At 46.8% G+C, this 13,488-nt stretch carries 12 protein-coding genes and 1 pseudogene; 8 read left to right on the forward strand and 5 right to left on the reverse strand.

Annotated features, from left to right (window positions below; genetic code table 11):
- Positions 1-127: 127 nt before the first annotated feature.
- Positions 128-616, forward strand: a pseudogene (locus ETC05_RS16910) (transposase); the annotation flags it as partial.
- 228 nt (positions 617-844) lie between these two features.
- Here the strand turns inward: ETC05_RS16910 and fosB are convergent.
- Together fosB and ETC05_RS16920 are read right to left on the reverse strand one after the other, a co-directional pair.
- Positions 845-1,267 carry a metallothiol transferase FosB gene (fosB, locus tag ETC05_RS16915; RefSeq protein ID WP_031407470.1) on the reverse strand — a complete coding sequence of 141 codons (423 nt, stop codon included), beginning with the start codon at positions 1,265-1,267 and terminating at the stop codon, positions 845-847.
- A gap of 144 nt (positions 1,268-1,411) precedes the next feature.
- Complete coding sequence (locus tag ETC05_RS16920; protein WP_171661515.1) at positions 1,412-1,915, reverse strand: DinB family protein; 504 nt, start codon at positions 1,913-1,915, stop codon at positions 1,412-1,414.
- 192 nt (positions 1,916-2,107) lie between these two features.
- Here ETC05_RS16920 and ETC05_RS16925 point away from each other — a divergent pair, with 192 nt between their 5' ends.
- The 3 genes from ETC05_RS16925 (at position 2,108) to ETC05_RS17970 (ending at position 5,028) form a co-directional block, all read left to right on the forward strand.
- Positions 2,108-2,518 carry a carboxymuconolactone decarboxylase family protein gene (locus ETC05_RS16925; RefSeq protein ID WP_031407474.1) on the forward strand — a complete coding sequence of 137 codons (411 nt, stop codon included), beginning with the start codon at positions 2,108-2,110 and terminating at the stop codon, positions 2,516-2,518.
- A 142-nt stretch (positions 2,519-2,660) separates the two neighbouring features.
- On the forward strand, positions 2,661-3,122 hold the full coding sequence (gene tsaA / locus ETC05_RS16930; RefSeq protein WP_031407475.1) for a tRNA (N6-threonylcarbamoyladenosine(37)-N6)-methyltransferase TrmO: 462 nt from the start codon (positions 2,661-2,663) through the stop codon (positions 3,120-3,122).
- A gap of 1,516 nt (positions 3,123-4,638) precedes the next feature.
- A complete protein-coding gene (locus tag ETC05_RS17970; RefSeq protein ID WP_231559857.1) occupies positions 4,639-5,028 on the forward strand; it encodes an ABC transporter permease subunit in 390 nt (129 codons plus the stop codon).
- Positions 5,029-5,454: 426 nt separating this feature from the next.
- Here the strand turns inward: ETC05_RS17970 and ETC05_RS16940 are convergent, their stop codons facing one another.
- A complete protein-coding gene (locus tag ETC05_RS16940; protein ID WP_031407483.1) occupies positions 5,455-6,681 on the reverse strand; it encodes an NAD(P)/FAD-dependent oxidoreductase in 1,227 nt (408 codons plus the stop codon).
- Between the two features lie 262 nt (positions 6,682-6,943).
- On the opposite strand from ETC05_RS16940, the gene ETC05_RS16945 reads away from it, so the two are divergent.
- The 4 genes from ETC05_RS16945 to ETC05_RS16960 are packed head-to-tail and all read left to right on the forward strand — an operon-like array spanning position 6,944 to position 11,424.
- Entirely contained in the window at positions 6,944-7,885 is a 942-nt protein-coding gene (locus ETC05_RS16945) for an ABC transporter substrate-binding protein (RefSeq protein WP_031407485.1), read from the forward strand.
- A gap of 21 nt (positions 7,886-7,906) precedes the next feature.
- Positions 7,907-8,914 (forward strand): FecCD family ABC transporter permease, encoded by a 1,008-nt coding sequence (locus ETC05_RS16950; protein ID WP_237746886.1) that lies wholly within the window; start codon positions 7,907-7,909, stop codon positions 8,912-8,914.
- On the forward strand, positions 8,907-9,890 hold the full coding sequence (locus tag ETC05_RS16955) for a FecCD family ABC transporter permease (protein WP_171661516.1): 984 nt from the start codon (positions 8,907-8,909) through the stop codon (positions 9,888-9,890). The genes ETC05_RS16950 and ETC05_RS16955 overlap by 8 nt, the downstream gene beginning before the upstream one ends.
- 13 nt (positions 9,891-9,903) lie before the next feature.
- Entirely contained in the window at positions 9,904-11,424 is a 1,521-nt protein-coding gene (locus ETC05_RS16960; RefSeq protein WP_171661517.1) for an Ig-like domain-containing protein, read from the forward strand.
- 343 nt (positions 11,425-11,767) lie between these two features.
- Here the strand turns inward: ETC05_RS16960 and ETC05_RS16965 are convergent, their stop codons facing one another.
- Together ETC05_RS16965 and ETC05_RS16970 are read right to left on the reverse strand one after the other, a co-directional pair.
- A complete protein-coding gene (locus ETC05_RS16965; protein ID WP_171661518.1) occupies positions 11,768-12,670 on the reverse strand; it encodes a class I SAM-dependent methyltransferase in 903 nt (300 codons plus the stop codon).
- Positions 12,667-13,293, reverse strand: a complete 627-nt coding sequence (locus ETC05_RS16970; protein ID WP_031407495.1) for a TetR/AcrR family transcriptional regulator — start codon at positions 13,291-13,293, stop codon at positions 12,667-12,669. Before ETC05_RS16970 ends, ETC05_RS16965 begins: the two co-directional genes overlap by 4 nt.
- Positions 13,294-13,488 lie beyond the last annotated feature (195 nt).

A 13,488-nucleotide genomic window follows, 5' to 3' on the forward strand; every position in this document is an offset into this window, starting at 1 on the left:
AATAATGTGCAAATGTTCGGAAATAATCTGCAAAACCTGGAATAATTCGCAAAGATTTTGCACATTATTTCCGAATCCGTCCGAAATAATTTGAAAAAGGGATTCTGAAATAATGTGCTAATTTACAGAAGCCTTTAAGGCGGTTTATCCGAAAGCCGATGTGCAGCGTTGTGTCGTTCACAAAGTACGTAATACCTTCAATCGTGTTCGGAAAAAAGATCAATTCGAAGTGGCAGAGAACCTCAAGCTGATTTATCGCGCGCCGAATAAGGAGATGGCATTACAGATGTTTCAACAGTTTGAGTCGAAATGGTCAAGCAAGTATCCGAGAGAAGTTCAATCTTGGGCCAACGAGTTGGATGTCCTCCTCGCCTTTATGGACGATCCAAGCAGTATTCGAAGTGTGATTTACACGACCAATGCCATCGAACGAACGATCAAGGAGATTCGGAAACGTCTAAAGCCGATGAACAGTTTGAGCAGTTTAGAAGCCGCGGAAAAAGTCGTGTATTTGACCATTCAAGATTTTAATGAGAAATGGGCAGGGCGAAAGTTACGAGGATTTACCGAAGCGCATGAAGCCCTTCAACGAATGTTTGAAGAACGTTATCATTAACCAAATACTGTAAATAAACAAAATAGGGGGATTCTCCCTTTCCACACAGGAGACTGAATATTCAGTCTCCTGTGTGGAGGAAACTAGTTCCCTATTCATTCCAAATCCATTTCAGAGAAACCCTACCCCATTACATTACACAAAATTCTTGACGGTACCGATTTTTGTTAATAACGATCATTCTGGCACCTCATTTCATAAAAATAAAGATGTAATTTCGATGTTATGTTAATCCAAAAATTGCATATGGTGCATTTCACTTTTGTAATAGGATAATCGGTCATTCAACGTGCCTGTATGAAATTCGAATTTATGTCCATCAGGGTCTGTAAAATAGACGGAACGTTTGTCCCTTTCATCTCTTTCTCTACCTGGAAGAATATTGACGCCCAACTCTTTCAATTTTTCCACTACACGATCAAAGTCTTCTTCCTTTACAGAGAAAGCGATATGGGTGTATGAATGCTGGATGTCGTTTCGAGGAATATCTCGTTGAACATTTAAAGCTAACCAGATCCCGTTTAAATCAAAGTAAGCCAAATTTCTCCCTTTGACTAATAGCTTTGCTCCGAACACGTTTTGGTAAAAATGAATGGATTTCTCTAGATCAGATACAGAGAACGTCAAATGATTAATCCCTCCGATTAGCAATCGTCCTACCTCCCGTCTTAATGGTTTCTCTTCGTACTTTTTATGATTACGCTAAACGATGGAACATTTTCCTTCCTGTGGGAATGATACCTAATCGGGGTTTCCCTTTTCTTTTCAACTAATGCACCCGTTAGACTATGATGATTAAAGCGGTGGATTGTCCACACCGAAATGAACCCAATCTTCTTTTGATGGCCCGTAAACTCCAAAAGGTTTGAGTCCCGCTTGACGCATGAGAACGGTCACTTGGCCACGATGATGAATGATGTGCTTGATTAGCCCCATTAAGATTTGAGCATTGGTTTCTTGCCTTCCGAATGCATTTTGCACTTCCTTCAACGATTCGTCTGTCCATTGTTGTTCAATGACTTTGGCCGCATAGGAACTTACCTTTTGAAAGGTTTCTGCTATTTCTTTGACTGAAGTTGGAACGTTTTCTGCATTTTCTACTTTATCGATCTTCAAACCGAAATGGGCTAAGTATTCGGGGATGTTTGTTGTAAAATGCCACACAATCCTTCCTAGCGTACGACCTTCTGGGTAAACTTTTTGGTTTAACGCTTCATCGGTCAAACCATCCAAAACCTTTTGAGTTAGGCTTGCTTCCCAATTCCATTCCCTAATGAAATCTGCGACTGTGACATACATATACAATACCTCCAAACCATTAATCATGTATTTCCTCATAGGAATACTCGTTTTTTATCTGTATGGGATTGGTTGTCGATTGACTTGAACGAGTCACAAAACACTTTACTTTTGTAGCCTTATTGGGTATTTGTTTTATAATGGATTGTAACAAATTTACTCTTCATTAATACTACCAGAAGGGATGAGCAAATGGCAAGAATTCACGCATCCACTTTCGGGAATACACTGTTTCAGAAGCGTTTAGGACATAACAAAGAAGTGATGGAGGGTGTGGGCACATTTAGGAGAAGTATGAGAAAAAGACGGGCTGCTATCAGCCGAATGAAAAGAACATTAGCGCAAGGGAATGGTTGTGAATATTGCAAAGCCAAAGGAAAACCTGAACCTCATTCATTTAATGAAAAAATCGCTGTTGCCGTAGGATTTGTGGAGGTCTTTTTAAAACAAAAAGGAGATATCCCGGATTCTGCTTTTGACATATTGAGGGAATCCTTTTCCGAAGGAGAAATCAGTGAGCTTTGCGCGTTTATTACCTTTACGACGGCTCAACAGTATTTTGGTGCCATAATGAAGTTAGAAGCGCCGAAAACAGGGAGTTAAATAGCACTTTCTATCAAACGATCTGGAAAATCAATCTTTTCATATCTTGGCCTTTACGTGGGAGAATGATCGTTGCGGACGCTCACTCTGCAATTTATGGTTGGCTACAAGTAGGTTAATAGTGAAACGAGGAGGGAAAATGATGCAATATACCATTACACCAATCGCATTTGTGAAAAACAACCGCAAAGATGTGGAAGATGATAAGTGGGGTAGTGTGATTTCAATCATTGAATTATCAGATGAAATCGATGATTCAGCTTTACAAGGGATCAGTGAGTTTTCGCATTTAGATATTATTTTTTATTTTGACCGAGTTACAGATGACAAAATTCAATATGGAGCAAGGCATCCAAGAAATAATAAAGAATATCCAAAGGTCGGAATTTTCGCTCAAAGAGGCAAAAATCGACCGAATAAATTAGGTTTAACAACCGTTGAATTGTTAGAACATAAAGGGCGAACATTGAAAGTAAGAGGATTAGATGCCATAGATGGTACTCCGATTATTGATATTAAACCGGTTATGAAGGAGTTCTTACCCAAAGGCGAAGTAAGGCAGCCTGCTTGGTCGGTATCATTAATGGAACGATACTGGGATTGACAACGTACTTTATTTAAATAGATGAGCAATTTTTATAGTCATCATGATCATGGGAAAAGAAACAATCGACCCCTTATGCCACGTGGAGCTGTTTGTTACGATATCAATGGGAATATTTTATTTTGCGCCGTAGATTCATTCGACAAGGAAAGGGCGGTAAAAGCCGATCATATTCCAACTTTATGGGAAACGATGAAGTATGGACAATATGAAATACAAGGAGGGGAACTAACGATGAGCACTTTCGGGATGGGGATGGTGATGCTAGCAGTAGGCTTAGGACTTTTTCCCTTTGGAGTACTATATTTCAAGGCAAGTTGGAAGGAATATAGAAACTTGCCGTCAAACAGAAAGAAAGTAGCTATTTTTCTTGAAATGTTAGACGTATTCTCATTATCCCCTTCCCTATCGATGTGGTTCATTTTTATCTCGCTCCTGCTTATTATTGGAGGTTGTGCACTAATTTTTTGTACGTGATAAGAGGGGGGAACCATTGCTTCTTCATATTATGAATATTTTAACCTCTGTCCGAAAGAAGTCTCCCACTTCTAGCGGTTTTGAGGCTGATCGAGATGCCAATGCTGCCATCAATCTCAAAAAGGAAGACCTGAAACAGTTAGGTATGGCCTAACTGGATCTTGAACCGTGGGGCACACGGGGATCGCTCGGTCAACTTCCTGCGTTAGACGGGATGACCTGAGAAGCCCCCACCTCGAAGCGTTAGCGTAGGTGGTGGGAGTATGTCACATGAATGCGAAAAGCAGAGCCTCTATACGAACTCGAAAGATCGGTTTGTACGTTTGCGAGTGGTTCGGGCGCAAAAGGAAGCTTTATGATGAAAATTGCCTCAAAAGAATTAAGTCGTTCGCAGCAATGAATAGGTTCTATGTGTTCAGGAGCTCTCGTCGTAGCAGCTCTTAGTTTATTAGAAGACAAGACGGCAACCACTTATCCAACAGCAAAAAAAGGAATTCGAAAAGTTTCATGTTCGCGCTGATGCAGAGTCATTCGTGGTTGAAGGCAATGTGGCAGCCGCAGCGGATTGCTTTGCTGCCTAAGCAGTTGGCTTATTTATGGAAGGGGGAATTAGTAAGAAAGTTAGACATGCAGTATTACATTCGATTTAGCCTGTTCGCTAAGGTGTTGAATCAGTTATGGAGCTGATGGATGCTGACAATAAGGAGGAGCGCTATTGATAAGAACGATGAAATTTGTGGCCGGAATAATATTGGAATGCTTGTTTGCCATCGCGGGAATCGTGATGATCAGCGGTTTCCCTAGCTTATTTCATAATATTTCGATCAATGTAACGGAATATGTAAAAAAACATTAGGGTACATCATTATGAAGCTTATTCATCCACTGAGTATCGAATATGGAATGAATAGAAAAGTATTCCCGCAAATTCTTATTCATTATCGGGAGTCGCTTCTATTATGCGGATTGGCAATCGTGGTAGCACTATATAGTAGCATGGGTGATAACGTATATCACGCTTCTTTTCTTTCGGAGCCATATGGAGCGAATCAAAATGATATTGGCTTTTTTTGAATCCTTGCCCGATCTGCTGATTATCGTGACCTTTCAGTTAATCGTAATTGCAATATTTAAAAAGACCGGCTGGCTCATCTTTCAGCCTGCTTCCATAGGAGAGGAAAGAAGCCTTTTTTTGCCCATTGCTTGTCTGAGTATTCCGATTTCTTTGTTGTTTGCAAAGCTGCTTTTGCAGCAATATGAAAACGAACTTCGCAAACCATATGTAGAATACGCGTTTTCGAAAGGGCTGTCTTTTTTCTATATTTTGAATAAGCATGTGCTGCGGAACGTAGCGCTAGGATTGCTTTATTATTCGAAAAACAATGATTTGGTTTATTTCTTCCACAGATGTGGAAAGGGGGGGAAGTAGCTTGATTCGTATATTGATCCGCGACAAGTTATTTATGCTGGGGTTCCTTTTTATCATCTCAATGTATACTCAATGGCTTAAAAAGAGCCTTCGTATTGAAGACGGCTGATAGAAAAAGATGGTGTTAGCATGGCCGCTATTCACAATAGATTTGTGTGCGGCGTGCAGCATTATGCGCACGAATTGGCGTCAAAGGACAAGTGGAGGAGTGAAGTCGGCGAATTTGGCTGGGGAGAGGGAGGGGGCTCCGCGTGTGTTGCCCCCTTTTCTCCCTGCATATGCGCTGAAACATTGGTTGGACATCCTGTACTCGCCTTGAAGCCAAGGGCCCTTTTCGATCCACACTCCTGTTGCCAGCTTTGGTTTTTGCCCCAGCCAATGAGGAACGATCATTTTGTCACCGTCCCTGTGCGCGAAAAGGCATGATCACGGCCGCAGCGTAGAGGCCAAGGGGCGCTCGGGCAGATAGAGTTGGGCGTCATCGCTTTGGCCGGCTGCGATCCAATCGCGCAGGCATTTGGCAAGCACCATGCTGTAGACCGCCCCGTTGTCCCCGTAAGCATAGACGAAATAGCAGTTCGGATATTCGTCATACACCCCGATGATCGGCAAGCCGTCATGCGTGCCGGCGTAGTAGGCGCCGAGGTAAAATTCCGGCTGCACATTGATGGTGGGGAAGCGCTGATTGAATTCGGCGATCAACTGGTCGCGCTTATGGATGAGTTTCGCGTCGCGTTCATCGGCGTAGGTCGTATCTTCATCCAACCCGCCAATGATCACGCGGTTGTCAGCGGTCGTCCGCATGTAAATGTAGGGACGGGCGGTTTCCCAGATGAGCGTCCGGTTGTACCAGCTCGAGAAATCATCGACTGGATTGGTGACTACCGCGTACGTGCTCGTCAACACAGCGTTCCGGTCCTTTTTGAAATCCAACGTTTCATATCCCGCGGCGATGATGACGGATTTTGCTTGGATGACCGCTCCCGTTTTCGTATAAAAAATTGCTTTGTCTTTTTCTAGTTTTTTTCCGTTGATTTCGGTTTGTTCGAACAGGCGGACACCGCGGTTTTTGGCGTATTCAAGCAAGCCGATCGTCAGTTTGTATGGATTGACTTCGCCATCGTTTTTCGTCAGCATCGCCGCGGGCTTGCGGAACGGGTAGTGGCGGGCGATTTGCTCTTCCGTCCACCATTCGACGGCAAAGCCGTGTTTCTGGAGAGCGGCGTATTCGTTTTCCAACTTGCTTACATCTTCAGAAGAGCTGGCGTAATACAAACTGTCGCGGGTGACAAATTCGCAATCGAGCGGCAGCTTTCCGGCAGCCTGAGCGAGATCGCGGATGGCCTGTTCGCAAAGCTTGAGATGCCGGGCTGCGTACGCTTCGCCAAAACTGTTGATCAGCTCGAAAAACATTTTTTCCCCCAAGTATTGAATGAGGGCGGTGTTGACGGCCGTGCTCCCATGTCCCGCTTTTCGCTTGTCGACGACGACGATGTCGAGGTCGGTGTCACTCAGGAAGTAGGCGCATTGGGCGCCCGAGGTACCTGCGCCAATAATGAGTACATCGCAGTCAATATCTTCCTCCAAGACCGGGTAGCTCGGCGGGGCTGGCAAGGTGGTGGGCCAGTACAATTTGCCGGATTGTAAGTTCATGTTTGTTCGACTCCTTCCACACCATGGTTCGCTTTTAGCATGACCGGAATGATTTGGTTTATTCGTTGCGACCAAGCCAACATCGACTAGCCCATTGATGAAGGAACGCGGCGCCATGGATGAAGCGGCATGTTGATGGGTTGGAAACGGAAAGGCAAAGGATTTTTTATCATTGTATTGACAAAGATATTCAATATCAATTATGATCTTAATTGATAAGGATTATCATTATTAAATAGAGGTTGAAGGGGGAATATGTAACGTGGTGCAGAAAAAATGGACTTCTCTTCTTGCCGTGCTGATGGCGCTGCTCGTGCTGCTTGTGCCATTGGCTCAACCGGCCGCATCGGTGGAGGCTGCAGCCAAGACAAGGGTGTTTAAAACAGAGCTTGGCAAGCTGGTAATCAAGGGAACCCCGAAGCGGATTGTCACGTTAAGCATGGCGGGGACCGATGCTGTGGTTACGTTGGGATTAAAGCCGGTGGGCTATACCATTTCGAATTCGGGAACGGTGCCTACATACTTGCGCAATAAATTAAAAGGTGTACCGAGCGTTGGAGCTCTTAGCGCCCCGAGTTTGGAGAGAATCGCAGCGCTCAAACCGGATTTAATCATTATCGACCATGAATTTGAGTTTCATAAAGCGATTATTCCTCAGTTGAAAAAGATTGCACCCGTGGCGGGATTCCGCGCAAACAGCTACAAAGAGGCGATGAACCAGCTCCTTGTATTGGGAGACATCTTAGGCCGGAAGGCGAAGGCAAAATCGTTCGTGAATCAGTTTTATAAAGAATTGAAATCGCAACAAGCAAAATTAAAAGATAAAAATCTTCGTGTATTGGGCTTTTTCGTCAATAAAGATGGCATTAACGTATGGCAGGACAACTCATTCTCTGGATCGATTTTTACTGCCCTTAAGGCGGATTATGCCTTTAAGGAAAAAGGGGATGAATACTCCGACTTTAAAACAGTAAGTTTAGAACGAATTTTAGAAATCGATCCAGATGTGCTGTTTGCCTATACAGATCCTGGGAAGAATGATCTGAAAAAAGTGAAAGCCAACCCGATTTGGTCCCAATTAAAAGCGGTGAAAAAGAAGCGGGTGGTGGAAGTCAATCGCGATCTTTGGTCTCGCAGTCGGGGACCGTTGGCAGCGAAATTGATTGTAAAAGAAGCAGCATCCATTTTAAAACGTTATCAGTGATGGGATGGGGCTAGCGAGAGGATGTCATCTTTGACATACGGAAAAAAAGCCATATGGATCAGCACCATAGCAGGACTGGGCATCGTTTTGTTGATGATCGTTTCGTTGGTCTCTGGTCCGTTTTTCGTGCCGGTTCAAAAGGTGATCGATGTTCTTTTTCATGACGATGGATCCAAAGCACGAACGGTGGTTTGGGATCTGCGTTTTCCCCGCGCCCTTCTAGCGGTTTTGATTGGGGCGAATCTGGCGGTCGCTGGCGCGATGATGCAGTGCTTAACCAAGAATCCGATGGCTGAGCCGAAAATCATGGGGGTGTCGGCCGGCGCTGCTGTGGTGGTTGTCCTTATCGAATATTTTTTTGCCGGCCTTCCCCTGCTTTTCTTTTCTCCCCTTGTCTTTTTGGGGGCGGCGGTTGGAGGGGCTCTCGTATACAGTTTGTCCTTGAAGAGAGGCGCTCTTTCCCCGGTTCGTTTGACCCTTGCCGGAGTGGCTGTCAGCGCATTTTTGCATGCGATCACGGTTGGAATTTTGGTCTTGCTTGGCCAAGATGCGGCCGCCGTATATGCCTGGTTGGCCGGCGGGTTAAATGGATTGACATGGCGTCATTTTTCGATGATCGCGCCATGGTCTCTCGCCGGCTTGCTTGTCTCCATCATGATCGCTTCGAAACTGGATCTGTTGGAGCTGGGCGATGATACAGCGAAAGGGCTTGGTATTCATGTGGGAATTCTCAAAACAGTGATGGCAGTCATCATTATTATTTTGGCTGGAAGTGCGGTGTCCGTATCCGGGGTGATCGGGTTTATAGGCTTGATGATCCCGCACATCGTCCGAAAAATGGTCGGCGTGAATTATCGGCATATCATTCCAGTCAGCGCCTTGTGCGGGGGAATGTTGCTTTTGATGGCGGACTTGCTTGCACGCTTAGTGGCGCAGCCGATTGAACTTCCTGTCGGGGTGTTTACCGCCGCCATTGGTTGCCCATACTTTTTGTATTTGATTAGGAAGCAGGGCGAATGGAATGCGTAAGCGTGATGTGGGACTTGTGGCTGGTTTGGCGTTGCTTCTTGTCATCATCGTGCCTCTCGGCGCTTGTTTCGGGGATGTGAAAATCCCTGTTTCACAAGTATGGGAGGCATTGTTCAACCGAACGTCTTCCCTCAACGGGGAAATCGTTTGGGAATATCGCTTGCCAAGAATATTGGTTGGGATGTTTGTCGGTGCCAACCTCGCCGTATCCGGGGCGCTGTTGCAAGCCGTGACGCAAAACCCGCTTGCCGCTCCGAATGTCATTGGAATGACGGCTGGCGCCAGCTTGTTTGCCGTGCTGGCATTGCTGATCATTCCGCACTTTCCTGCCAGCGGCCTGCCGTTTGCCACCTTTTTCGGGGCTCTCTTCGCCGGCCTTTGCGTGTATGCGTTTGCCTGGAAGAAAGGGATGGATAAAGGGCGGTTTGCTCTATCAGGGATTGCTTTTGACGCCTTGTTTCAGGCGGCTGTTACGGGGATTTTGGTTTTTGCGACCAAAGGGATTGATGCTGCGGTCATTTGGTTGGCGGGGAGTTTATGGGGACGGACATGGGAACATGTTGCTCTCATTGTTCCTTGGTCGGTGATGGGGCTCGCGTTGGCTTACCTTTGTTATCGCCGCCTGAATGTCTTGCAGTTGCACGATGATGTCGCCGCAAGCTTGGGAATGCGTGTTCAGGCGGTGCGCTTCCTGATCTTCCTCATCGCGGTCGGTTTGTGCGGAAGCGCCGTGGCCGTATCGGGTCCGATCGGATTTGTGGGACTCGTCATCCCCCATCTCGCCCGTTTGTTGACAAGGGCGGATTATCAGCGGCTCATTCCGGTCAGCGCCTTATTAGGAGCGATGTTGATGATCGGCGCGGATACGGTGGGAAGAACCATCGCGGCGCCAATCGAAATTCCGGTCGGCATCTTAACGGCCTTCATCGGTGCGCCGTATTTTCTCTTTCTGCTTCGACGAGCAAAATTATCATGAAAAGGGGATCGGTATGGGTTGGAAAAAATGGGTGGTTTCTAGTTTCGCAGCCGTCAGTTTAGCTATAGTGGGGGCGGCGGAGTCTGAAGCATACGCGGCGAAACCGGCCAAGCTTGCCATTGAAAGTGCACAGCCGGTGAATGCTTCGACTGTAAAAGAGTATATCGTAAAAGGAAAAGGGCTCAAGGGAGCGAAGATCAAAATTGTCATCACCGATGGAAAAGCATCTGTCACTCGTTACACTGTTGTTCAAAAGAGCGGAGCGTTTGAGGCGCCGGTCAACGTATCGACGTTACGGGACGGAACGCTAACCCTATCTGTCATCCAAATCGTCAAGGGTCAGAAATACAGCAGTGTAAAGAAAAAGATGATCAAGGATACGAAGGCTCCTTCCGTTCCGGTGATCACGAACAAAGGATGGATCAATGCCAAGCAGCAGAACGCTTATGCTGTTCAAGGAACAGCAGAACCCCATAGCGTTGTGAAGGTTTCGTTGAGCGATGGAAAGCAGCGCATTACCAAAACGGTGCATGCAGACGGCAAAGGGAGATTCCAGGCGGTGATCGATGCAAGAAAATTGGCGGAAGGAGAGATTACGGTCTCCGCGGTTAGCGTGGATTCGGCAGGAAACCAAAGCGGCCAATCGAAGAACGTGCTTCGGAAAGATGTGAGCATAGAGGCTCCTGAACTGTTGAATGAAGGATATATTAACGCTTTCAACTATGAAGCGTATCCAGTCACAGGGACAGGCACGCCTGGAGAGAAAGTGGTGGTGGAGGCTGCCGATGGAAAAAAATCCGTCTTGGCAAGCGGGTTGGTAGATGAAGATGGAAACTATGAAGTAGAGATCAATACGTCTTCGCTGAAAGATGGGAAGGTCATCATCCGTGTGAAAACGATCGATCAGGCGGGGAATGAAAGCCGGATGGCAAGCGTCGTCCTCATCAAATCGTTGGCTTCTCCGGCCAAGCCGTCTATTGACAATAAAGGATATGTGAATGCCGGCACAGATGCCACCGCTTATGAAGTCACGGGCAAGGGAGAACCAGGAGCGGAAGTGGAGGTCACGTTGTCCGATGGCACGAATGAAATCAGCACAGTCGGTACGGTGGAAGAAAACGGGAGATACCGCGTAGAAGCGGATATTTCGCCGTTAAGCGATGGACTGATTACCATTACAGCCGTTCAAACGAGCGTTACAGGCAATGTAAGCCTGGAGGCAACCGCGACGGTTTGGAAGGATACCACTGTTGACGCTCCATCGTTGAACGCCCTGCCAGCCGTTACGAACCAAAATCAAGCGGCCTATACGATCGCAGGAACGGCAGAAAGCAACGCATTGGTGCAAATCATCATTACGGATGGGCAAAAATCGCTTGTTGCATGGACATCGGCGGACTCGAATGGGAGTTTTTCCAAGACGCTCGATCTGTCCGCATTGAACCATGGTCAGCTGACGGTCATTGTGATGCAGGAAGACGCAGCACAAAACCATAGTGAGGCGACCACAGCGACGGTGACGAAAGGGCAATAAGAAGGAACCTGTCGGCCGAGTCTTTCTTTGAAGCGGAATGCTTAAAAGAGGACTCGGTCGATTTTTTTGATGAATAGACATGTTTCAATATGACATAATCATGAGGAACGTGGGGCTCTTAGGGAATCGATGATTGGATTAACATGAGGATAAGGATGGCGGTTTCTGTTTTTCGAATCCCAATTATTATGGCAGATTGATAGAGAATGAATATAACCAATTAGGAGAAGACCTTGTTTTCCATTTTTGTTCCCATAGATGAACCTACTCCCGCTTTTTACATGCCTGTATTTGCCGCGTGAAAATAGATCCGTCCGGGAAGGCCTCTGGCCTCTCCCGGATGTTATTTGCGCACCGCATGGACATAATGGACATGTTCAAACGCTGTCAGATCGTCGTTTCGGTTCGAGAAAAATTCCGCTTGGATTTGTTCCGGCGATACGTGTTCGAAAATGAAGAGACGGTGATGTTGCAGCTGTTTCTCAAGTTCCTCCAGCGAATATGCCGCTTTCATCGGCTCACCGCTTTGCCGGGCGAGGGCGAGCGTGTTTTGCACCCGCTTGACGGGGGAGGCAAACAGCTGCTCATCGGCAAAATCAAACACGATGGAGCTGCCCTCTGTCATCAATGGAGCGAGTTGGTGTAAAAGACGATAGAAGTGCTCTTTTTCCAGATAATATGAGACGCCAAGCAGGCTGAACACCGTTTTTTCACTTGGGCGAAAGCCGGCTGCGAGCAATCGAGAAGCCACGTCATCCTTGGTAAAATCGGCGGCGACCAGTTGCAAGCCGCTCGGCATATTCCAGCTGGCCATGTGGAGGCGTTCGCGCTTGAATTGCTGCGTGTTGGGATGGTCGACTTCGAATATCGTCAGGCCGCTGTGTGGATGGCGGAAGGCGAACGTATCCAGCCCTGCTCCTAACATGACATATTGCGTCGCGCCGAGCCGTTTTTCGTGTTGGACGATCCGTTCGGTATAGGCAGCGCGAGCGAGCGGAGTCGGAGCGAGCTGCGTTTGGACGATCCATTTCACTTTCTCTTCGTCCGATGAGAATGCATCAAGCCGCTCGGGGGAAAAAAATCCCAAGCCGTTGGCGAGAAAGGTTTGGATTTGTTTGTATTCTTCATCCGTGATCAGCTGTCTGGCCATATCGTCACGAAAAATGACAGGCGTGTCATGTTCCGTATGATAAGCGCGGACGAAACAGGACATCAATGCGGTCATGCTCGGTTCATTTGGTTTCATAGCAACGGCTCCTTTGCGAGGCTATTGAAAATCATCTTCTGGCCGTAGGCAAAAAACTGCTCTTTCGTCTTGCCGAGTGTCGGCAGCAAAAACGATCCCTTTGTTTCGACAAGGTCAAACAACGCATGCAGTTGTGCAGAAAACACGTACACGGCCATCATGACGTCTGCGGTTTCACGGACAACGCCTTCTGCGATGCCTTGCTCGATCCAGCGGGCGAGGGCGTCATTGATGTCCGTTCCTAAAGAGAAAATAGCTTCCATGGTGGGTGTCACTGCGCCCAACGATGGCGGGCGAAACTCGCGGACGGCGCGCGCCGAAATGGGACAGTGTTCGTAGTAAGCGCGCATCGCCGCACAAATGTGCTCGTACTTGGCCAAAAACGGCTGCTCGGCTTGCACGATGTCGGTGAGACGATCACGCAACTGTTCGAGACCATTCACGACAATGTAGTACAAAATCTCCTCCTTCGTGGCAAAGTAGCGGTACACCGTGCGGCGGCTGTATCCCGATGCCGCACAAATATCGCTGATCGACGTGCCGTCAAACCCACGTTCGAGAAACAGCTGCTCAGCCGCTTGAGCAATCGTTTGTTTGTGCACAGCAGCGATATGTTCTTTCATGGTGGATACCCCTAGTATCAAAAGTATACTAAGAGTATACTCTTTGTTTTTCTGGTCGTCAAGCAGATTTTTTATCTTAATTAGGCGAGAAGACTCCCACTTCAACGAAGCGAAGCGGAGTAAGTGGGAGATGAATCGCCTTAACTATATTTTACTGAAAATAGTATAGATTCAGTAAAATTATAGTATCATATA

It is taken from the genome of Geobacillus sp. BMUD, assembly GCF_013096845.1.
In the GTDB taxonomy this organism is placed as follows: domain Bacteria; phylum Bacillota; class Bacilli; order Bacillales; family Anoxybacillaceae; genus Geobacillus; species Geobacillus vulcani.